The following is a 21,003-nucleotide window of genomic DNA, read 5'->3' as shown; positions in this document are numbered from 1 at the left end:
ACCCGGGAACACATGAAGCAGGATGTCGCAGCCTACATGAGATATTACAACCTCGAAAGACTGCATACGGCGAACAATGATATGTCGCCGGTTAATTATGAAAACTCTCTAAAGAAAGTGTCCGGTGGGATTTGACCAGAACACAACATGCCGTGGCTTTATAGTGGAAAAGAGTTTTTAGGCTGTGCAAATCATGTTGCGATCAGACATACACTCTTCATAAAACCACAGAAAGTTGCATTAATATTTCACTCTCAGGAAGGCTACCAGAGTGCTCTTTTTTCCCTTAATTTGAGCAGAGTTATCCACTGTCAATAACTTCGACGCACTGTGGATAACTTTATGGGTCATATGTCAACTCATTCGAAGAGCATTTTTTTTGTCTTTATAAAACAAAGGCTTGTTAGTTGATAATTTTAGTCGGGCAATGGTTTTGCTTGTGGATAACTTTATTAATAACTTGTCTAAAATATTTTTGCTAACTCTCTGAAAAGGCTAGGCTATTTTTTAATCTGTGTGACAAAGCCAAGTCGTAAAGCTCCCGAGACAAGATGTTTTGAGCGTTTTTTAAACATTTTTTATATAGCGCTCTTATTTTTGCCCTGTCCACATAGTAAAATACGCGGTTCGTTTCAGGTCCGTTACCGATGAGGGTGTAAAAGTCTATGGACTTTCCAAAAAGTTTTGACGTCATAGTGATAGGCGGTGGGCATGCCGGAACCGAGGCTGCATTAGCGGCGGCGCGCATGGGGCGCCAGACTCTGCTGTTGACTCATAACATTGAAACCCTTGGACAGATGTCCTGTAACCCCGCGATTGGAGGCATCGGTAAAAGCCATTTGGTGAAAGAAGTGGATGCGCTTGGCGGCGCCATGGCGTTAGCAACGGATCAGGCGGGGATTCAATTTCGGGTGCTTAACTCCAGAAAAGGCCCGGCGGTGCGCGCAACTCGCGCTCAGGCGGATAGAGCGCTGTATAAAGCGGCGATCCGTGAGATTTTGGAAAATCAGCCTAACCTCACCATTTTTCAGCAGGCTGCCGACGACCTGATCATGCAGGGCGACCGCGTCGCTGGCGTCGTGACCCAAATGGGACTCCGTTTTCATAGTAAGACGGTCGTACTGACGACCGGTACATTCCTTGGCGGCGTTATCCATATTGGATTGGAAAACCATTCCGGCGGCCGTGCGGGAGATCCTCCTTCCATCGCTTTGGCGAAACGGCTGCGGGAAATGCCCTTCCGTGTTGGACGTTTGAAAACGGGAACGCCGCCGCGAATTGATGCGCGTTCTGTGGATTTTTCGGTGATGGAGGCGCAGCCTGGCGATACGCCAATTCCCGTCATGTCATTTATGGGCTCGGCGGACCTGCATCCACGTCAGGTGAACTGCTTTATCACTCGCACCAATGAACGTACTCACGAGATCATTCGTGGAGGGATGGATCGCTCTCCTATGTATACGGGAGTGATTGAGGGGGTTGGACCTCGATATTGTCCTTCTATTGAAGACAAGGTGAATCGTTTTTCTGACAAGGATTCACATCAGATATTTATTGAACCTGAGGGACTGAGTACTCACGAGCTGTACCCCAATGGTATTTCCACCAGCCTGCCTTTTGATGTGCAGCTGGAATTGGTGCATTCCATCCAGGGCATGGAAAACGCGCATATCACCAGACCCGGCTACGCCATTGAGTATGATTTCTTTAATCCCCAGGACTTGAAGCACTCTCTGGAAACCAAGTTTGTCGATAGCCTGTTTTTCGCTGGCCAGATTAACGGCACAACAGGCTATGAAGAAGCAGCGGCGCAAGGCCTGTTGGCGGGTATGAACGCAGCTCTGCGCGCGCAGGATAAAGAAGCGTGGAGTCCACGCCGTGATGAAGCTTATATCGGCGTTTTAGTGGACGACCTGATCACCATGGGCACGCGAGAGCCGTATCGTATGTTCACCAGTCGCGCTGAGTACAGGCTGCTTCTGCGAGAAGACAATGCGGATTTGCGGTTGACCGAAAAGGGCCGCGAGCTTGGCATGATTGACGATGAACGCTGGCGTGTTTTTTGTGAGAAACGGGAAGCTATCGCTCGCGAGCAGCAACGTTTGAAGTCTATCTGGATTCAGCCGGCGACGGAAAAAGCCCGGAAAGCGGCGGAGCTGTTAGAGACGGAACTAACGCGAGAGTATTCATTGCATGATCTGCTGAAGCGTCCGGAAATGACTTGGGAAAAGCTGTCTTTGCTGGATGCGGAAGTGGCGACGACGCCGTTCGAAGTGGCTGAGCAGTTGGAGATTCAAGTTAAATACGCTGGATATATTGACCGTCAGCAGGAAGAAATTGAGCGCTTGCGGCGCAATGAAAATATGGCTTTGCCTGCGGATCTCGACTATAGCGGAATTCAGGGTTTGTCCAACGAGATCAAGCAAAAGCTGACTGAAGTTAGGCCGGAAACCCTGGCTCAGGCCTCCCGGATTCCGGGGGTTACTCCGGCGGCGGTTTCTCTGTTGCTGGTTCATTTGAAGAAGCGTGGCTCCATTCAGCGGAAGAGCGCTTGAGTATGGCGTTGATTTTGAATCAAACGGAGCAGCTGGCGTCTGGCTTAAAGGCGATGGGAGTGAGTCTGACGGAGGCGCAGCGAACTAAAATTCTGCGTTATCTGGAACTGCTGCACAAATGGAACAAGGCGTACAACCTCACTGCTGTGCGCGATCCCGCATTACACGTGAGCCGTCATATACTTGATTCTCTGGCCGCGCTTCCTTATTTAAAAGGCGCCCAGTTTCTGGATGTGGGCGCTGGCGCAGGATTACCGGGTATCCCTCTTTCCATTGCGCAGCCGGACTCCCACTGGACATTGTTGGATAGCAACGGCAAAAAAACCCGGTTCATGGATCAGTGCCGGATGGATATGGGGCTGACGAATCTTCAGATCGAACATACCCGGATCGAAGCGTTTATGCCCGAAGCCAGGTTTGACGGAATAATATCCAGAGCTTTCGCGACGATTGGCGATATGATTGCTGGATGCCGTGATCTAATTCTTCCCGAAACCCGCATTTATGCGTTGAAAGGCCTTTATCCCCATGACGAGATTGAAGCCATGCCGGCGGACTTTGAAGTTGTGGAATGGCATAAGCTGGAGGTTCCCGGTTGTGATGGGGAACGTCATTTGCTTATTATTGCGCGTAGTGGAAATACCGGAGGCTCATAAATGGCGCGAATATTGGCTGTAACCAACCAAAAAGGCGGTGTCGGCAAAACCACGACCTGCGTCAATCTGGCAGCCTCTCTAGCCGCTACCCGGCGCAAAGTATTGCTGGTGGATATTGATCCACAGGGCAATGCGACGATGGGAAGCGGTATCGATAAAAACACGATTGAACACACCGTATACGATGTACTCACTAAAAAGGCGGACGCCGCCCAGGTAGTAAAGACGTCTGAAGCGGCAGGTTACGATGTAATGCCCGCCAATGGCGATGTCACGGCGGCGGAAGTCGAGCTGATGAACGAGATCGGTCGGGAGTACCGTTTACGCAACGCTATTAAGGAAGTGGCGGCGAACTATGACTATGTGCTGCTTGACTGCCCTCCTGCGTTGAACTTATTGACAGTGAATGCATTGGTGGCGGCCAATGGCGTCTTGATTCCCATGCAGTGTGAGTATTACGCGCTTGAGGGATTGGCGGCGTTGATGAACACCATCGAACAAATTCGCGAGACGGTTAATCCTAGTCTGGAAATAGAAGGTCTGTTGCGCACCATGTACGATCCCCGCAACAGCCTGACATTAGATGTATCGCGGCAAATTACGGATTACTTTGGCGATAAAGTGTATCGCTCAATTATTCCGCGTAACGTAAGGCTGGCGGAAGCGCCTTCCTATGGCGTGCCAGCGCTGAAATACGATAAAAGCTCAAGAGGCGCCATTGCTTACCTGGCATTGGCGGGAGAAATTATTCGCAAAGACAGGAAGGCGGCGAAAGAAGCCGTCCCAGCCTGAATGGGCGATTTTGGGGAACTACCTGAATAATGAAAAAACGAGGTCTAGGCGATCGCGGACTGAACGCACTGTTGGCCGGGTCGCGCACACGCACCAATGAGGAAGAAGAAAACGTCAAACAGGATGGCGTTTTAAAAGAGCTTCCAGTCGAACTGATCCAGCGTGGGCAATATCAACCTCGTCGGGACATGGACCCCGAGTCGCTGGAGGAGCTGGCGCAATCTATTCGTCAACAGGGCGTCATGCAGCCTATCGTGGTGCGGGAGATTGCCCCGAACCGCTATGAAATTATCGCGGGCGAGCGTCGTTGGCGCGCGACTCAGATCGCTGGCAAAGACAAAATTCCCGTTATCATTCGCGATGTTCCCGATGAAGCCGCCATCGCAATGGCGTTGATTGAGAATATACAAAGGGAAAACCTTAATCCTATAGAAGAGGCCATGGCGCTACAGCGCTTGCAGGATGAATTTGGTTTGAACCAGTCCCAGGTGGCGGAAGCGGTTGGAAAATCCCGCCCAGCTATAGCCAATTTACTACGCCTCCTCGCCCTTCATGCTGACGTGAAAACTATGTTGGAGCGCGGCGATATGGAAATGGGACATGCCAGAGCTTTGCTGCCTTTGGATGAGCCAACGCAATTGGCTGCGGCGAACGCCATCGTCGAGAAAGGTTTGTCGGTTAGACAAACTGAAGCTCTGGTGAGAAAGCTGTTGCAGGAAAAGGAAAATCCGAAGGAAAAAATCAAGAAAGCCCTGGATGCGGATGTCCGCAAATTGCAGGAAAGTCTGGGGGAAAGGCTGGGTTCGCCAGTCACTATCGATTACAACAGCAAAGGCAAAGGCAAGCTTGTCATCAAATACAACTCTCTGGACGAGTTGGACGGTATTCTCGCTCATATTAAATAAGGCCTCTTTCTGTCTTTTCGCCAATCCGTCCGCATGAAGAACAGGTTGGCGTTTTTCCTCCCGGTTTTGTTTCTTTTTTAGGCCTGGATCACTAAAACTGCATGCCATCCATGCTGCGTATAAAATTAGCTCAAACACAACATTTGGTGTCTGGATTTTCAATACAGCATATTTAGTACCAAATGTTGATTTGCTTAAAATTTGTTAACGCACCCATGTGTATGGAAATTATACAGTTTTGTTTTCATGGCGGTTGAATGCGTTACATCGACACAATATAATCACCTGCGCCTAAAGCTACGGGTCTCTGTAGTGCGAGGGCGGGGGGTAACAAGAACTAGGCAGAAACGTGATTTGAATAGTGCAGCTCGCTCGCTTATTAAGCGGCCGCCAGTCTTTAGGATTGTGGGATTACAATTAATAGCCACGGTCCTCATATCTTTAATCGCGTGGAGATGGAGCAGCGTGCATGCGTACTCGGCTTTGGTCGGGGGACTGATTTGCGCTGTTCCAAACATGTATTTCGCCCACCGCGCCTTTCTCTATCAAGGGGCTCAAGCAGCCAGGCAAATCGTACAATCTATTTATAAAGCAGAGGCGGTTAAGCTAGGATTAACGGCCATTTTTTTTKGCCTGGCTTTTAAGTTTATCCAGCCTTTGGAGCCGGCAAGTTTATTTCTGGCTTTTCTAGGTGTGCAGTCAGTGCATTGGTTCGCGCCGCTGATTGTCGGAAGGCGGCAGCGTAAATAACAATTGCAACAATCGATTAAGAGTGAAACATGGCAGGCGAAAATCCTACAGCGTCGGAGTACATTCAGCACCATCTTCAAAACCTGACCTTTGGTAACCACCCAGAGCATGGCTGGAGTTTTGCGCACACTGCGCAGGAAGCCAAAGAAATGGGGTTCTGGGCCGTCCATGTTGACAGTCTGGGCTGGTCAATCGCCTTGGGCGCTTTGTTTGTCTGGTTGTTCCGCAAAGCAGCGGTGAAAGCGACCAGTGGCGTACCAAGCGGACTGCAGAACTTTGTTGAAATTATGGTCGACTTCGTCGACAAGAGCGTAAAGGAAACTTTCCACGGCAAAAACGCGGTCATCGCTCCCTTGGCGTTGACTATTTTCTGCTGGATTTTCCTGATGAACCTGATGGACTTGGTCCCTGTGGACTTCCTGCCAAGACTGTTCCAAGTCGTAACCGGCAATGAACATGCTTACTTTAAAGTCGTTCCCACCACTGACGTCAATGTGACTCTGGGAATGTCGTTGTCCGTTTTCTTCCTGATCATTTATTACAGTATTAAAGTCAAAGGCGTGGGCGGTTTCCTCGGCGAACTGACCCTGCAGCCATTCGGTAAGTGGATGCTGCCATTCAACCTGCTCCTGGAAGGCGTGGGCTTGATCGCCAAACCTATTTCTCTTGCTTTGCGTCTGTTCGGTAACCTGTACGCAGGCGAGCTGCTCTTCATCCTGATAGCGTTGATGCCGTTGTGGGTGCAATGGGTGCTATCGGTGCCCTGGGCGATTTTCCACATTTTGGTTATTGTGCTGCAGGCGTTCATATTCATGATGCTGACCATCGTGTATCTGAGCATGGCGCATGAAGATCATTAAGAAGTAGAAATTTCCATCAAAACTAAAAAACTTTCTATCCACTAACTAACTGATAAATTTAGGAGAGACAATGGAAACTGTAGTTGGTATGACCGCGATTGCTGTAGCTCTTTTGATCGGCATGGGCGCGTTAGGTACTGCGATTGGTTTCGGCTTGCTGGGCGGTAAATTCCTGGAAGGCGCTGCGCGTCAACCTGAAATGGTGCCCATGCTGCAGGTTAAAATGTTCATCGTGGCCGGTCTGCTTGACGCCGTAACCATGATCGGCGTTGGTATCGCTCTGTTCTTCACTTTCGCTAACCCGTTCATTGCTTTGGTTCAGTAATTACACCTTTTAGGCAAACGAGTCATTTTATTCGACTGATAAGCGAGGGGTGTCAACGTGAACATCAACCTGACAATGATAGGGCAAGCGATTGCTTTCTTTATCTTTGTCGTATTCTGCATGAAGTATGTATGGCCGCCGGTCATACAGGCTCTGCGGGAACGCGAGAAAAAGATTGCCGATGGTTTGCAGGCTGCTGAGCACGCGCAAAAGGATCTTGAGCTAGCCCAAGAAAAAGTTGCCAAGCAGTTGCGTGAAGCCAAACAGCAAGCGGCTGAAATTATCGAACAGGCCAACAAGCGCGCCAATCAGATGCTGGAAGAAGCAAAAGACCAGGCGCGTACTGAAGGCGAACGTTTGATCACTGCAGCCAAAGCTGAAATCGACCAGGAAAAGAACCGTGCTAAGGAATCGCTGCGTGCTGAAGTCGCTGCGCTGGCGTTGGCGGGTGCTGAGAAGATCCTGGAAACCTCTGTGGACGCAGGTGCGCACAGCAACATGCTAGATAAACTAGCTGCGGAACTATAAGAGGTTTGCATTATGGCGGAAAGCACTACACTCGCCCGGCCATATGCTAAAGCGGCCTTTGAATTAGCTCGGGACGCGGGTCAATTGTCGGAATGGTCAGCGTTATTAGCGCTGACCGCCGCTGTTGCTGAAGACAGCAACATGCATAAGGTGTTAAATCACCCTGCATTGACCAGCGCTCAGAAAGGCCAGACGTTCCTTGACGTTTGCGAAGGCAAACTCAATGAAGCGGGAGCTAACTTTGTTAGAGTTCTCGCTGAAAACAACCGTCTGGTCCTGCTGCCGGAAATCGCGGCACTGTTCGAGCAGTTAAAGGCGCAGCAAGAAGCCACAATCGAAGTCACTATTGAGAGCGCATTCGAAATGAATGGCGAGCAGGAAAACAAGCTTGCTCAAGCTCTGCAAAAGAAACTATCTCGCAACGTCAATTTGCGCTCCCAGCTTAATAAAGAGCTGATCGGGGGCATTGTCGTGCGTGCAGGTGACTTGGTGATTGACGCGTCCGTACGCGGTCGCTTGGCTAAGCTGGCTGAGGCAGTGAATTCCTGAACTGGCGCCTGCGGCTGAATTTCCGCAGAAAGGTAACTGAAGGGTTTTTGAGGATAAAGGCATGCAGCAACTGAATCCATCTGAGATCAGTGAAATCATCAAGAAGCGCATTGAGAAGCTGGATATTTCTTCTGAAGCAAAAACAGAAGGCACTATCGTAAGCGTTTCTGATGGTATCGTACTGATCCATGGTCTTGCCGACGTAATGTACGGTGAGATGATTGAATTTGAAGGCGGCGTATACGGTCTGGCTCTTAACTTAGAGCGTGATTCCGTCGGCGCCGTTGTACTGGGCGACTACAAAGATTTAGCGGAAGGTCAAAAGGTAAGAGTAACCGGCCGTATCTTGGAAGTACCCGTAGGCGAGCAACTGCTTGGTCGCGTCGTTGACGGACTGGGTAATCCGATTGACGGTAAAGGCGCTCTGGAAACGACTCTGACTGAGCCTGTTGAAAAAGTGGCGCCGGGCGTTATCGCCCGTAAATCCGTTGGTCAGCCGATGCAGACCGGTTATAAGTCCGTAGACACCATGGTGCCTATCGGTCGCGGTCAGCGTGAGTTGGTTATCGGCGACCGTCAGACTGGTAAGACTGCTCTGGCGATCGATGCGATCATTAACCAGAAAGGCACTGGCATTAAGTGTATCTATGTAGCGATTGGTCAGAAGCAATCTTCTATCGCTAACGTAGTGCGCAAGCTGGAAGAGCACGGCGCGATGGATCACACCATCGTTGTAGCCGCCGGCGCTGCGGATCCTGCTTCCATGCAGTTCCTGGCTCCATACTCCGGTTGCACCATGGGCGAATACTTCCGCGATCGCGGCGAAGACGCACTGATCATTTATGACGACTTGACCAAGCAAGCCTGGGCGTATCGTCAGATCTCCCTGTTGCTGCGTCGTCCGCCCGGACGTGAAGCTTACCCCGGTGACGTATTCTACCTGCACTCCCGTTTGTTGGAGCGTGCGTCCCGTGTTAACGAGGAATACGTTGAGAAGTACACCAACGGCGAAGTGAAAGGCAAAACCGGTTCTTTGACCGCTCTGCCTATCATCGAAACCCAAGCCGGTGACGTATCTGCGTTCGTTCCTACTAACGTAATTTCTATTACTGACGGCCAGATCTTCCTTGAGACAAGCCTGTTCAACGCGGGTATCCGTCCTGCGATGAACGCCGGTATCTCTGTATCCCGGGTAGGTGGCGCCGCACAGACCAAGATCATGAAAAAGCTGGGTGGCGGTATCCGTCTGGCCCTGGCTCAGTATCGTGAACTGGCTGCGTTCGCACAGTTCGCTTCCGACCTTGACGAAGCGACTCGTAAGCAGCTGGAGCACGGTCAGCGTGTTACCGAACTGATGAAGCAAAAGCAGTTCGCGCCGATGACCGTTGCTGAAATGGGCTTGGTTCTGTTCGCTGCAAACGAAGGTTTCCTGGACGATGTCGACGCCAAGAAAGTAGTTCCCTTCGAAGCGGCTCTGCTTTCTTACGCCAAGAGCGAATTCGGCGATCTTCTGGCGAAGATCAACGAAGCAGGCGATTACAACGACGAAATCGCCGCCGGCCTGAAATCTTGTATCGAGAAGTTCAAATCCACTCAAACCTGGTAATGAACTCCTAACCGTCGCCGCTTCTGCGGCGACTGGTTGTTCAACAGGTTCAGGATTAACGAAAGGCAGGTAAATATGGCCGTCGGAAAAGAGATTAAAACCCAAATCGCAAGTATTAAGAGCACGCAGAAAATTACTAGCGCGATGCAGCTCGTCGCCGCCAGTAAAATGCGTAAAGCTCAACAGCGAATGGCGGCGGGTCGGCCTTATGCTGATCGCATACGCAGCGTCATAAGCCATATCGCTACTGCGAATCCAGAATATCGACATCTGTATCTGCAAGAACGCGAAGCTAAAAGAGTTGGCTATATCGTGGTCTCTACTGACCGCGGACTCTGTGGCGGTTTGAACGTTAACGCTTTCCGCGAAATGATGCGCTCCATGAAAGAATGGCGCGATAAAGGCGCGGAAGTCGATTTGTGCGCTGTAGGGCAAAAAGCGATCAGCTTTTTCCGTAACTATGGCGGTAACGTCGTCGCTGCATTGAGCCACTTGGGGGATGAACCATCCCTTACCAAGATCGTGGGCTCCGTAAAGGTCATGCTGGACGCTTATGCGGAAGGCAAGATCGACCGTTTGTACCTGGTCCATAACCGCTTCGTAAACACCATGACGCAGAAGCCTACCGTGGCGCAGCTGTTGCCTCTTCCCCCTGCGGAAGATGATGAAATGATACGTCGCCACTGGGACTACATTTACGAGCCTGACGCTAAAGGCTTGTTGGATGGGTTACTGACCCGCTTTATTGAGTCCCAGGTATATCAAGCTGTCGTGGAAAATAACGCCTGTGAGCAGGCCGCGCGGATGATCGCAATGAAGAGCGCGACCGACAACGCCGGCGGAATTATCAACGAGCTGGAGTTGGCTTACAACAAAGCTCGTCAGGCGGCGATCACTCAAGAGATCTCTGAGATCGTGAGCGGCGCAGCGGCGGTATAGGTTTCTTGGTATTTGGACGCGCCGCCTGAAAGGCGGCGGAGTCAGGCAGAACAGATTTAAGATTCAGTGAGGAACTGACAATGAGTAGCGGACAAATAGTGCAGATTATCGGGGCGGTTATCGACGTCGAATTTCCGCGCGATACAGTGCCCAAAGTCTATGATGCTTTAAAAGTTGAAGGCGGAGCCACAACACTGGAAGTTCAGCAGCAGCTGGGCGACGGTATCGTGCGCACAATCGCCATGGGAAGCACCGAAGGTCTACGCCGCGGTCTTCAAGTGGAAAACACCAACGCTCCTATCTCAGTACCAGTCGGAACCCAGACTTTGGGCCGTATTATGGACGTACTGGGTAACCCGATCGACGAAAAAGGTCCAATCGGCGAAGAAGAGCGTATGCCGATTCACCGTAACGCTCCTGGTTACGCAGATCAGTCTTCTTCTCGCGACCTGCTGGAAACCGGCATCAAGGTTATCGACTTGGTATGTCCTTTCGCTAAGGGCGGTAAAGTCGGCCTGTTCGGTGGCGCGGGCGTAGGTAAGACTGTAAACATGATGGAGCTGATCAACAACATCGCGAAAGAGCACTCTGGTCTTTCTGTATTCGCGGGTGTTGGTGAGCGGACTCGTGAAGGTAACGACTTCTACTACGAGATGGAAGAGTCCAACGTACTGGACAAAGTAGCGATGGTTTACGGGCAGATGAATGAGCCCCCAGGAAACCGTCTGCGTGTTGCTTTGACTGGTCTGACCATGGCGGAGAAGTTCCGTGACGAAGGTCGTGACGTTCTGTTGTTCGTTGACAATATCTATCGTTATACCCTGGCGGGAACAGAAGTATCGGCTCTGCTGGGTCGTATGCCTTCCGCGGTAGGTTATCAGCCGACTCTGGCTGAGGAAATGGGCGTTCTGCAGGAGCGTATCACTTCCACTAAAGTTGGCTCCATCACTTCCGTTCAGGCCGTATACGTACCTGCGGATGACTTGACTGACCCCTCTCCAGCAACCACGTTCTCCCACTTGGATGCGACTGTTGTATTGAGCCGGGATATCGCCGCAAAAGGTATCTACCCTGCGATCGACCCGCTGGACTCCACCAGCCGTCAGCTGGACCCGCTGGTTATCGGTCAGGAGCATTACGACGTGGCGCGTGGCGTACAGACCGTACTGCAGCGTTACAAAGAGCTGAAAGACATTATTGCGATTCTGGGTATGGACGAGCTGTCTGAAGAAGATAAGCAGATCGTATCCCGTGCGCGTAAAATTGAGCGTTTCTTGTCCCAGCCTTTCCACGTTGCGGAAGTATTTACTGGTTCTCCGGGCAAATACGTGTCTCTGAAAGACACTATCCGCGGCTTTAAAGGTATTCTTGATGGCGAATTCGACCACCTTCCAGAACAGGCGTTCTACATGGTAGGCGGTATCGAAGAGGCGGTTGAGAAAGCCAAGAAGACTAAATAATATCCGAATAGGATAGAGGCCTAACCAAATGGGTATAAGTGTGCATTGCGATATCGTTAGTGCGGAACAGGAGATCTTCTCTGGCTTGGTGGAGATGGTTATCGCCGCCGGCAGCGAAGGCGACCTAGGCATCACGCCGGGTCACACCCCCCTGCTAACTGCGCTAAACCCCGGTCCGGTTAGGATCATCAAGCAAGGCGGTGAAGAGGAAGTATTTTTCGTTACTGGCGGATTCCTCGAAGTACAGCCGAACATGGTGACCATCCTATCGGATAGCGCGCAACGTGCGGGCGATATGGACGAAGCCGCTGCTCTGGAAGCGAAGAAAGAAGCCGAGAAGGCCCTGGCCAATCGCGGCGGAGACTTCGAGTACTCCAGAGCTGCATCGCAGTTGGCCGAAGCCGCTGCAAGGCTCCGCACCATTCAGCAAATGCGTAATAAGTTGAAGCGCTAACAGCAAAGATTGCAAGATCGAACAAGGGGAAGCACAGTCTTCCCCTTTTTTGTATTTGAATGCCTAGGTAAGGGCCAAAACTTGGCGCCCGCGCGCGACTTTACTAGTCTATCTGGACGGCAGGAAATTTTTTTCCTAATCCCTTAAAGTGTCGATTAATACAACTTCAATTAACAGCCAAGCTGTTACCGGTTTAACTACTTTATCCATTCTTCGGAGACCGATATGAGTCTGCACATCATCATTCTCGCAGCCGGCCAAGGTACGCGAATGAAATCCGAGTTGCCGAAAGTGATGCATTGCGTCGCCGGCAAACCCCTGGTTCAGCACGTCATCGACACTGCACGTCGTTTGGAGCCGGAAAACATTACTGTCGTATATGGTCACAAAGGCGACGTTGTTCAGGCAGGGGTAACTGGCCCTGGTCTGTTGTGGGCGCACCAGGCGGAACAGTTAGGCACGGGACATGCGGTAGCTCAGGGGCTGCAGAATTTATCTGATGATGGCCAGGCATTAATTTTATATGGCGATGTGCCGCTCACTTCCGCCGCTACACTGAAGAACTTTCTCGCCGTTAGCCACGGTAAATTGGGCGTTTTGACTGTGACATTGGACAACCCCGCTGGTTATGGCCGTATTGTCCGCAATGACGCCGGGTCAGTGGTCGCCATCGTTGAGCAGAAAGATGCGACGGAAGAACAGAAAGCCATCAATGAAATTAACACTGGCATCATGGCTGTGCCGGCCAGTCGATTGAAAGAATGGTTACCCAAGCTTTCCAATAGTAACGCTCAAGGCGAATATTATCTGACGGATATCGTCGCCCTGGCTGTTGAAAGCGGCATAGACATTGTCACTGCGCAGCCAAGCTTCCTTCATGAAGTAGAAGGCGTTAATAACAGGATTCAGTTGGCCGCACTGGAGCGAGCATATCAACAACAGGTTGCCGAAGAGTTGATGCTGGCCGGCGCGACCCTGCGCGATCCCGCCCGTGTTGATGTTCGCGGCGTGCTTAATGTCGGCCGTGACGTGGAAATTGACGTGAATGCCGTCTTCGAAGGCGACGTCACTCTGGGAGACAGAGTTAAAATCGGACCAAATTGCGTGATACGAAATGCGGTCATCGCTAATGACGTAACGATCGAAGCCAGCAGTATCATAGAAGACGCTCGTGTTGACGCTTTCGCCACAGTGGGGCCGTTTGCGCGACTGCGTCCAGGCGCTCATTTGTTTGAGAAAGCCAAAGTCGGAAACTTTGTAGAGATCAAGAAAGCCGATATCGGTCCTGGCAGCAAGGTGAATCACCTCAGCTATGTCGGTGACGCCATAGTAGGCTCTAACGTCAATATTGGCGCAGGGACCATCACCTGTAACTATGACGGCGCCAATAAGTTTAAGACGCTTATAGAGGACGATGTTTTCGTTGGCTCCAATACGGCTCTGGTGGCTCCAGTGACTTTGGGTAAAGGGGCGACGATTGGAGCTGGTTCTACCGTGACCAAGGACGTATCCGACAAGCAGCTCGCCGTTGCGCGCGCGCAGCAACGCAACATAGATGGCTGGACGCGGCCGGTGAAGAAGTAGCCCGAGCACAAATAACGTTAAGCGAGGCTTTGCTGCCTCGTTTTCTAAAAAAGCATAAAACGTACTAAGATTCGTTTATTGAGTTAATCCAATCCGAAACAAGGAAAACATATGTGTGGCATAGTTGGGGCGATAGCCCAGCGGGATGTCTCCGCCATCCTGCTAGAAGGCCTGAAACGTCTTGAATACCGCGGATATGATTCCGCAGGCATGGCCGTTGTTGAAGCGGCGAATAAAATTCAGCGTCAGCGTGAAGTGGGCAAAGTCGCCGCGCTGGAAGAAGCTATCACCAAATATCCTCTGCCTGGGCGCACGGGTATTGCTCATACCCGTTGGGCGACCCACGGTAAGCCTAGCGTCACCAACGCTCACCCACACATGTCAGGCGAAAATCTCGCTATCGTGCATAACGGCATTATTGAGAACTATGAAGCTCTGCGTCAGGATCTCCGTGACAAAGGCTACGAGTTCACCTCCGAGACGGATACGGAAGTCGTCGCCCACTTGATCGACAGCATGTATCAGGAAACTGGCGATATGATGCAGGCGTTCAGGAAGACCATTGCGCAGCTGCACGGCGCTTATGCGTTGGCGGTAGTGCACTCTTCAGAGCCTAACCGTATCCTGGCTGCTCGCGAAGGCAGTCCTTTGGTGGTTGGCGTGGGTATCGGCGAGAACTTCCTGGCTTCCGACGCCTTGGCGTTGTTGCAGGTGACAGACCGCTTTATCTATCTCGAAGAAGGCGATATCACCGAAGTGACTCTGGAAAAGATCACCGTTTGGGACGGCTCCGGCGCCAAAGTAGAGCGCCCGGTTGTTCGCTTTGAACACGGTGGACTCGACAGTGTGRAAAAAGGCGAATACCGCCACTACATGATGAAGGAAATCTACGAGCAGCCTAAGGTCATTAAGGCGACTCTGGAAGGCCGCATCAGCGGAGACCACATTCTTGAGCAGGTATTGGGCGCAGACGCTGCTAATGTCTTCGACGGCGTAGGCTCTGTACAGATCGTTGCATGCGGCACCAGCTATCACTCAGGCCTTGTCGCCAGATACTGGATCGAAGAGCTTGTCGGCATTCCCTGCCAAGTGGAAGTCGCCAGTGAGTATCGCTACCGCAAACATGTCGTGCAGTCGGACATGCTGTTTGTCACCATCTCCCAGTCTGGTGAAACTGCTGACACGCTGGCTGCGTTGCGTCAGGCTAAAAAGGCTGGCTTCAAATCTGCGCTGGCGATTTGTAACGTGCCTGGCAGCTCCCTGGTGCGCGAATCCGATCTGACCGTAATGACCCAGGCTGGCCCTGAAATTGGCGTCGCTTCAACGAAGGCGTTCACCACGCAGTTGGTCGCTCTGTTGATTCTTACGATCGCGCTGGGAAGACGTCATGGTCTGACCAAAGAGAAAGAAGCGGAATTGGTGGAAGGACTTAAAGCCCTGCCAGATCTGATTCAGAAAGTGCTGGATCTGGATGACGTCATCAACAAAACTTCAGAAGCTTTCGCAGAGAAACACCACTCGTTGTTCCTGGGGCGCGGTTCAATGTACCCCGTTGCGATGGAAGGGGCTCTGAAGCTGAAGGAGATCTCTTACATCCACGCCGAAGCCTACCCTGCGGGTGAGTTGAAGCACGGCCCTCTGGCGCTTGTGGACAAGGATATGCCGGTTATCACCGTCGCACCGAACAACGAGTTGCTGGAGAAATTGAAATCCAACCTGCAGGAAGTTCGCGCCCGTGGCGGTGAGCTTTACGTATTCGCGGATGCGGACGTGGCGCTGGAAGAAGAGCCTGGCGTACATGTCATCCCGATCCCAGCTGTACACGACATCCTGGCGCCTATCGTCTACACCGTGCCACTGCAGTTGCTGTCCTACCACGTCGCTGTACTTAAAGGCACCGACGTAGACCAGCCGCGAAATCTGGCGAAGAGCGTCACTGTGGAGTAATCCTGTAAGTAAGCCCACGAATGGGCTTGTCGATCAAAGGCCGTAGCATTTGCTGACGGCCTTTTTCTTTGGAGTGGCGGGTAAAATGGATATTCTGCTGAAGTATAAGTTGAGGTCGGAAGATCAATGGCGCAGCAAGCGTTTCTCTCCATATGAGTACTTTGATTTAGAGGAGGGAGAGGCGCCTGAAATAGACTCTGTTCCCCACAATATGCACGCAGCGGAATATTTAGATTTTCCCGGCGAAGAGGTTGAACATACGCTTTTGCAATTGGTGGACAAAGACGAAACAGAACTCCTGGAGATAAAGGAAACGTTCTGGAATGCTGGTGAAAACCGGATCATCGAAGTGCTCAGAACATCAGGGAATGAGGTTCTACACAATGAACTGATCATTCAAACCATAAAGCCCAACCCTGCTAACGGAGAAGACGTGGAGACAATCCGCTTCAACAGGGAAAAGCACTGTAATACCTTGAATTTCCACTCAATTGACTGCATTTAGCCGCAGTTTCTCCGCCATTTTACAAAACTTTACACATAAAGCTGACGGCGCTTTGATCAGGTCGGCGCTTACCTGTTTCGTCGGGTAGATCGCCCGTTAGTTTTAACTTTCATCGGAAATGGACGTTCCGGCTTTTTGTTTATCTGATGAGAGAGTCCTAATGTCCTTTACTTCCTGGAAGACCATTTCCGCACTTAAAGAGTTTCGTGTTGCTAAATTCAAACAGCGTCGTCAAATTATGACGCGCCCGCTTTTGCAGCAGATGAAGAATATTCAAATTGGCGGTTGCACTGGCTTATCGTTCGCTTGGATACAGCGCCATCAACGGCAGCGCGGTGAAACTCCCGCTAATCGTATTGCCTATCTGAACACGGATATCGCCTGGAAAAATACGGATTACTTCGCTAGTTACTTCAATAACACCAAGCATCACTCCTACGCCGACCGTATTGCTGCTGTAGCGCCGACTTCCTTGGGAATGCGCCATGGTGGGGTCGTTATCGAAAAGAACTACGATACCTTCGGCTCGGCGCTTCAGCATCTGAGCAATAACCCTGGTCATCACATTGTCATGATGGTTTTGAGCGGCAAGGGTATTTCCACCAACCACGTTTGCGGGCTCTACGTGGATGCTGACGGCATGAAGTTCTTCGATCCCAACTCAGGCGAGTATCGTTGCACGACAGGCAAGCGTCTCGACTTCTTCAAGCAGTTGACGGCTCAGTATCACACCTATGTGTCCGCCTCTGGCGTCGCTACAGATATTAAGTTCAGAGAAGTTCAGTTTCACCACGTGGGTTGAAAGAAGCGGCGTGATTTCGCCGCTTAATTTACCCGATATTGAATTTCTTCCGTGATGACAGGTTGGGCTCCGTCCGTAAAGGCGATTTCCGCTCTGGTGGAAAAATCGCCCTTGGACAGCTTCCAGTTGTAGGTGGGCTTGTCAGTGGTGGCGATCAGCTGGCCATTGATAAACCACTTCACGCTTGCGATGTTGTCGGCTTCGGTCAGGGCGAATTCGAAATATTCGGATTCATCCGGAATTCGAGGGTCCATCGCCATCAGCAAGCCCTTGCTGGGTTTGCGAATCCTCACTTCACTGGTATCTTTATTGATGTCTCCCGGTGTGGTTCCAGGTAGAAACCACTCGTCCCGGGACTCACAGCCGTTGTCGGCCAACTCCCCGGTGCTGATGCAGACAGATAGCTTTTGCAGATTGTTGCTGAGATAAAGCGGCTTCACTTCCCGGTTTTTATTCAACTCATTAAATACTGAACGCAGTACATACGCTGGCCCCATGGAGCCGGTGACTTTGTTCATCTCCGAGTAGTCCAGGTTGCCCATCCATACGCCTACGGTGTACTTGTCGTTGAAGCCCACCGACCAGGCGTCCCGATAATCGCTGGAGGTGCCGGTTTTGACGGCGGTTTGATGAGGGAAGTTCAACACGGAATCCCAGCCAAACTCTTTCTCTCTCGCCGCCGGGTCGGACATGATATCGGCCACCAGGCTGGAGATATCCTCGGACAGCACGCGATGCCCCTGGTAACCCCGGCCGCCCTCTGCGAAGGACAGAGGCCTGAAGTCGCCCATGCGAGCCAGAACGGAATACGCCTGCACCAATTCGAAAAGCGTCATCTCGCCGTTGCCCAGGGCCAGGCCATCGCCATAGACGTTGGGGTGTCCGGACAGGCTGTCTACGCCGAGATCGTGCAGGAAGTTCAGAAACTCGCCCGGTCCTACGTACTGGATGGCCAGGACGGCGGGGATATTGAGAGAGTTGCCCAGGGCTTCCCGCAGTGAAATGCGGCCGTAATAACCTCGGCTGTAGTTGTGATAGGTGTGCATGCCCAGCCCGACGCTCTCCTGCAACGGCGAATCGTCCAGCATGGTGGCGGCGGTCCAGCCTTTACGGATGGCGTTGGCGTACAGCAGAGGCTTTAGGGTTGAGCCGGGTTGGCGAGGCGTAGTAATCGCATCGATGCGATTGAAGGGCTTGTCGTCGCGACCGGCGTAGCCCACCACCCAGGACAATATCTCGTTGCTCTCATGATCAATCACCAGGACGGCGCCGTTCTGAACACGGTAAGAAGCAAGATTATCCAAACGGTTGTCCAGGGTTTGCTGGATCTTGGTCTGCAGTTCCGTATCGATGGTGGTGTAGACGGCGCCGTTTTCCAGGTTTTGCGCGTTCAGCCGGTTCTCTGCGAAGCGAATGAAGTGAGACAAATCATAGTGGATGTCCGACTTCTGCAATTCCAAAGTTTGCGCTGCAATGGCGGCGCGTTCATCGTCATCAAGCTCAAGCCGGTCCAACAGGTTGTCGATGGCCCGGTTCAGGTTGCGGAGCTGACGTTGCGGGTCCAGCCAGCGCGGCGACCGCACTAATACCGCCAGCGCCAGCATTTCCTTGTAATTCAGCGTTGAGAGATCGCGGCCGAAGTAATACTGCGCCGCCTGTATGACGCCACGGCGGCGAGCGGAATAGGGGACCTGGTTCAGATAGAACTCAAGGATTTCGACCTTGGAGAATTGCGCCTCCAGATTGGCGGCTTCAAACCCTTCGATCCAGCGCGACCAGGGCGTGCGCGGCCGCGGATGCAGCATCCGCACGACCTGTTCGCTGATGGTGCTGGCGCCGCGCACCACGCCGCCGGACATGACGTTCTGGCGCGCAGCGTTGAGTCGCGCCAGCCAGTCCACGCCGCCATGGGAGAAGAAACGCTTGTCCTCCGACAGGACAAACGCCCGCCGCAGGAATTCGGGAATATTATGGAAATCGTTGACGTCGTAGATATTCCACTCGTTCTCGTAGGTGATGTTCAAGCGCTTGCCGCGCCGGTCCAGATAGGTGTTCTTACTGGCGCTGGCGATCACTGCGGAGAGATCGTCCGGCAACGGCGTGATGGCGAAGTAAGTGGCCCCGGCCAGGGCGGCGCAGGACAGGGTGACTGTCACTGCGACGCCGGCCGCCAGCTTTTTCCTGGCGCGCATCAGTTTTTTCAACATAAGCGCCAACTACTCCCCCACATTCAACGTGGCTGGCAACCCTTTGCCGTAGACGTCGGGGTCGTACATCTCCTCGGCGTGCACGGGCATGACGCTGAATTCGCCTTCCGCGATGGCTTGGGCCGTGTAGGAGAGGAAGTAGTTGCCCGCCGGCAGATAGTCTGCGTAGAAGCGGGCTGAGTCATGGCGCAGCTCTTTATGATAGAAGCTCCAGAAATAACGTCCGTAGTAGGACCAGTCCGAGAAAGTGTAAAACCAGGAGCCATCCGCGGCCTTGAACTCGCCTTTATCCGCATCCACCTGTGACGCGGTGGCCAGATCGGCGTTCACCGGCTCCAGACCTCCGGGAATAGGGTCGTTCACCACCACAAAATGGCGGGCGGTAGGAATGGATACGAACAGATCCACTTTCACCAACTCGCCCCGGCGGATCTGCATGGGGCTCTTCAGCAGCTCAAACTTGCCGTTGCGCTCGACGGAATATTCCCGACGAATTTCAATGCCGGAGTTGATGCGCGCGGCGTTGTCTTCCTTCAGGTCGTAAGCGATACGGGCGGAGTAGTACAGCCTGCCTTCCCCTTCTTTTTCAATCGTGAGGGTGGCGGCTTTGCCCGGATCGGCAGCGGTCAGAGGACGACTGACAGTCTTCATGGGGTCTGATTTCTTGTTAAAGGATGCAGATCCCAGGTCCTTGCCGTCAAAGTTGACGGAGACTTTCATGGCGGGGTCTTCCTTCTCATAAATCGACGCGTAATTGACCAGCGCGTTCAGACAGAACACGTTCTCCTGCGTGTTTTCCCAGTGATCTCTGGAGCCGCGACTCTGCGTGATGCTTCTGACCAGTTTGAAGGGGATGTCGCCGATGGTTGATCCCATGCCCGCTTCCGTTTGCGCTCCCAGCAGGCTGCTCAGGACTGCGCAATTGGAGCGCAGCGGCGTCGCCAGAATATAGCTGTAGCTGTCGTCCCAGGGCTCATTGAACTGGAACTTGCCGCCGCTCTGGCTGGCGTGACTCAAAATATCATCCATGGATTTGCTTACGACACTTTGCGGAACATGCTCAGTGCGCACCGCCGCCTGCAGGAAGTGGGCTTTGCCGAATAGGTCCATTTCCGGCGTGTGGCGCTCGTAGCGACTGACGTCGCTCTGGTCTATTTTGCCGGCTTCCGCCAACGCCGCCAGGGCCACTGCCCGCACAGATGAGGACATGCCTTTGCTGTAGAAGGTGGGGAAGCTGTCCTGACGCAGCAAGGTCAACAGATATTCATGCAGTCGTTGCTCCACGCCGACGGGAACCTCATGACCGCTGGCGCGCATCCAGTTGAACGCCATGGCGGTGTAGGCGGACAGATAAGGACTGACGTAAGCGTTGGACGCCACCCAGTAAGCCATGCCGCCATTCGGGGCCTGGAAGTTGGCGGCGGCGTTCATCGCGCTGTCGATATCTTTCTGCGCCTCCGGCCATTGCGTGTCCTCGGCCAGATATTCTTTCAGCTCCAGATAGGAACGCGCCATCGCGGCCTTGGTCAGGCGCTGTTCCCAGCACATATAGGGGTAGTCTCTGATATAGGCGAATGCG

Annotated in this window: 20 protein-coding genes and 1 pseudogene; 19 read left to right on the top strand and 2 right to left on the bottom strand. The window is 52.4% G+C overall.

Translation table 11 applies throughout. The features are described from left to right. From KP814_RS10420 to KP814_RS10335, 18 genes are all read left to right on the top strand, one after another. The coding region (locus tag KP814_RS10420) for an IS3 family transposase (RefSeq protein WP_216736718.1) at nt 1–135 on the top strand (135 nt) is incomplete at its 5' end. A 530-nt stretch (nt 136–665) separates the two neighbouring features. Next, on the top strand, nt 666–2,555 hold the full coding sequence (gene mnmG / locus KP814_RS10415) for a tRNA uridine-5-carboxymethylaminomethyl(34) synthesis enzyme MnmG (RefSeq protein WP_216736713.1): 1,890 nt from the start codon (nt 666–668) through the stop codon (nt 2,553–2,555). Between the two features lie 2 nt (nt 2,556–2,557). After that, entirely contained in the window at nt 2,558–3,211 is a 654-nt protein-coding gene (gene rsmG, locus KP814_RS10410) for a 16S rRNA (guanine(527)-N(7))-methyltransferase RsmG (RefSeq protein WP_216736712.1), read from the top strand. Next, nucleotides 3,212–4,003, top strand: a complete 792-nt coding sequence (locus KP814_RS10405; RefSeq protein WP_127974372.1) for a ParA family protein — start codon at nt 3,212–3,214, stop codon at nt 4,001–4,003. It abuts the gene before it with no gap. Between the two features lie 29 nt (nt 4,004–4,032). After that, a complete protein-coding gene (locus KP814_RS10400; protein ID WP_216736711.1) occupies nt 4,033–4,908 on the top strand; it encodes a ParB/RepB/Spo0J family partition protein in 876 nt (291 codons plus the stop codon). Nucleotides 4,909–5,154: 246 nt separating this feature from the next. After that, complete coding sequence (locus KP814_RS10395; protein WP_253938290.1) at nt 5,155–5,658, top strand: F0F1 ATP synthase subunit I; 504 nt, start codon at nt 5,155–5,157, stop codon at nt 5,656–5,658. 29 nt (nt 5,659–5,687) lie between these two features. After that, nucleotides 5,688–6,518 carry a F0F1 ATP synthase subunit A gene (gene atpB / locus KP814_RS10390; RefSeq protein WP_127974369.1) on the top strand — a complete coding sequence of 277 codons (831 nt, stop codon included), beginning with the start codon at nt 5,688–5,690 and terminating at the stop codon, nt 6,516–6,518. A 70-nt stretch (nt 6,519–6,588) separates the two neighbouring features. Beyond that, complete coding sequence (gene atpE, locus KP814_RS10385; protein WP_011400738.1) at nt 6,589–6,843, top strand: F0F1 ATP synthase subunit C; 255 nt, start codon at nt 6,589–6,591, stop codon at nt 6,841–6,843. 57 nt (nt 6,844–6,900) lie between these two features. Continuing rightward, nucleotides 6,901–7,371, top strand: a complete 471-nt coding sequence (locus tag KP814_RS10380) for a F0F1 ATP synthase subunit B (protein WP_011400737.1) — start codon at nt 6,901–6,903, stop codon at nt 7,369–7,371. Nucleotides 7,372–7,383: 12 nt separating this feature from the next. Next, a complete protein-coding gene (locus KP814_RS10375; RefSeq protein WP_216736709.1) occupies nt 7,384–7,920 on the top strand; it encodes a F0F1 ATP synthase subunit delta in 537 nt (178 codons plus the stop codon). A 61-nt stretch (nt 7,921–7,981) separates the two neighbouring features. Next, nucleotides 7,982–9,526, top strand: a complete 1,545-nt coding sequence (atpA, locus tag KP814_RS10370; RefSeq protein ID WP_011400735.1) for a F0F1 ATP synthase subunit alpha — start codon at nt 7,982–7,984, stop codon at nt 9,524–9,526. A gap of 75 nt (nt 9,527–9,601) precedes the next feature. Next, nucleotides 9,602–10,465 carry a F0F1 ATP synthase subunit gamma gene (gene atpG / locus KP814_RS10365; protein ID WP_127974367.1) on the top strand — a complete coding sequence of 288 codons (864 nt, stop codon included), beginning with the start codon at nt 9,602–9,604 and terminating at the stop codon, nt 10,463–10,465. A gap of 80 nt (nt 10,466–10,545) precedes the next feature. Next, nucleotides 10,546–11,925 (top strand): F0F1 ATP synthase subunit beta, encoded by a 1,380-nt coding sequence (gene atpD, locus KP814_RS10360; protein ID WP_127974366.1) that lies wholly within the window; start codon nt 10,546–10,548, stop codon nt 11,923–11,925. A gap of 28 nt (nt 11,926–11,953) precedes the next feature. Next, nucleotides 11,954–12,379, top strand: coding sequence for a F0F1 ATP synthase subunit epsilon (locus KP814_RS10355; RefSeq protein WP_011400732.1), 426 nt, complete (start codon nt 11,954–11,956; stop codon nt 12,377–12,379). A gap of 225 nt (nt 12,380–12,604) precedes the next feature. After that, on the top strand, nt 12,605–13,963 hold the full coding sequence (gene glmU / locus KP814_RS10350) for a bifunctional UDP-N-acetylglucosamine diphosphorylase/glucosamine-1-phosphate N-acetyltransferase GlmU (protein ID WP_216736708.1): 1,359 nt from the start codon (nt 12,605–12,607) through the stop codon (nt 13,961–13,963). A 111-nt stretch (nt 13,964–14,074) separates the two neighbouring features. Continuing rightward, nucleotides 14,075–15,910: a glutamine--fructose-6-phosphate transaminase (isomerizing) gene (glmS, locus tag KP814_RS10345; protein ID WP_216736707.1), complete on the top strand. Its 1,836-nt coding sequence runs from the start codon at nt 14,075–14,077 to the stop codon at nt 15,908–15,910. A gap of 85 nt (nt 15,911–15,995) precedes the next feature. Beyond that, on the top strand, nt 15,996–16,415 hold the full coding sequence (locus KP814_RS10340; protein WP_216736706.1) for a hypothetical protein: 420 nt from the start codon (nt 15,996–15,998) through the stop codon (nt 16,413–16,415). A 160-nt stretch (nt 16,416–16,575) separates the two neighbouring features. Next, nucleotides 16,576–17,217 carry a YopT-type cysteine protease domain-containing protein gene (locus KP814_RS10335; RefSeq protein WP_216736705.1) on the top strand — a complete coding sequence of 214 codons (642 nt, stop codon included), beginning with the start codon at nt 16,576–16,578 and terminating at the stop codon, nt 17,215–17,217. A gap of 23 nt (nt 17,218–17,240) precedes the next feature. On the opposite strand, the gene KP814_RS10330 is transcribed toward KP814_RS10335, so the two are convergent. Together KP814_RS10330 and KP814_RS33380 are read right to left on the bottom strand one after the other, a co-directional pair. After that, entirely contained in the window at nt 17,241–19,424 is a 2,184-nt protein-coding gene (locus KP814_RS10330) for a transglycosylase domain-containing protein (RefSeq protein ID WP_216736704.1), read from the bottom strand. A 9-nt stretch (nt 19,425–19,433) separates the two neighbouring features. After that, a pseudogene (locus KP814_RS33380) lies at nt 19,434–19,916 on the bottom strand (hypothetical protein); the annotation flags it as partial. A 535-nt stretch (nt 19,917–20,451) separates the two neighbouring features. On the opposite strand from KP814_RS33380, the gene KP814_RS33375 reads away from it, so the two are divergent. Further along, nucleotides 20,452–20,556: a WhiB family transcriptional regulator gene (locus tag KP814_RS33375; RefSeq protein ID WP_371824050.1), complete on the top strand. Its 105-nt coding sequence runs from the start codon at nt 20,452–20,454 to the stop codon at nt 20,554–20,556. The last annotated feature ends 447 nt before the right edge of the window (nt 20,557–21,003 follow it).

The organism is Hahella sp. HN01, assembly GCF_018986435.1.
Classification (GTDB): domain Bacteria; phylum Pseudomonadota; class Gammaproteobacteria; order Pseudomonadales; family Oleiphilaceae; genus Hahella.
Note: the sequence above shows the minus strand (reverse complement) of the source record. Positions and strands in the feature narration are given on the sequence as shown.

Bases quoted from the DNA above. Each gene is read 5' to 3' on its own strand.
- mnmG (WP_216736713.1), top strand. From the start codon at position 666: ATGGACTTTCCAAAAAGTTTTGACGTCATAGTGATAGGCGGTGGGCAT.
- rsmG (WP_216736712.1), top strand. From the start codon at position 2,558: ATGGCGTTGATTTTGAATCAAACGGAGCAGCTGGCGTCTGGCTTAAAG.
- KP814_RS10405 (WP_127974372.1), top strand. From the start codon at position 3,212: ATGGCGCGAATATTGGCTGTAACCAACCAAAAAGGCGGTGTCGGCAAA.
- KP814_RS10400 (WP_216736711.1), top strand. From the start codon at position 4,033: ATGAAAAAACGAGGTCTAGGCGATCGCGGACTGAACGCACTGTTGGCC.
- atpB (WP_127974369.1), top strand. From the start codon at position 5,688: ATGGCAGGCGAAAATCCTACAGCGTCGGAGTACATTCAGCACCATCTT.
- atpE (WP_011400738.1), top strand. From the start codon at position 6,589: ATGGAAACTGTAGTTGGTATGACCGCGATTGCTGTAGCTCTTTTGATC.
- KP814_RS10375 (WP_216736709.1), top strand. From the start codon at position 7,384: ATGGCGGAAAGCACTACACTCGCCCGGCCATATGCTAAAGCGGCCTTT.
- atpA (WP_011400735.1), top strand. From the start codon at position 7,982: ATGCAGCAACTGAATCCATCTGAGATCAGTGAAATCATCAAGAAGCGC.
- atpG (WP_127974367.1), top strand. From the start codon at position 9,602: ATGGCCGTCGGAAAAGAGATTAAAACCCAAATCGCAAGTATTAAGAGC.
- atpD (WP_127974366.1), top strand. From the start codon at position 10,546: ATGAGTAGCGGACAAATAGTGCAGATTATCGGGGCGGTTATCGACGTC.
- KP814_RS10355 (WP_011400732.1), top strand. From the start codon at position 11,954: ATGGGTATAAGTGTGCATTGCGATATCGTTAGTGCGGAACAGGAGATC.
- glmU (WP_216736708.1), top strand. From the start codon at position 12,605: ATGAGTCTGCACATCATCATTCTCGCAGCCGGCCAAGGTACGCGAATG.
- KP814_RS10340 (WP_216736706.1), top strand. From the start codon at position 15,996: ATGGATATTCTGCTGAAGTATAAGTTGAGGTCGGAAGATCAATGGCGC.
- KP814_RS10335 (WP_216736705.1), top strand. From the start codon at position 16,576: ATGTCCTTTACTTCCTGGAAGACCATTTCCGCACTTAAAGAGTTTCGT.
- KP814_RS10330 (WP_216736704.1), bottom strand. From the start codon at position 19,424: ATGTTGAAAAAACTGATGCGCGCCAGGAAAAAGCTGGCGGCCGGCGTC.
- KP814_RS33375 (WP_371824050.1), top strand. From the start codon at position 20,452: ATGGATTTGCTTACGACACTTTGCGGAACATGCTCAGTGCGCACCGCC.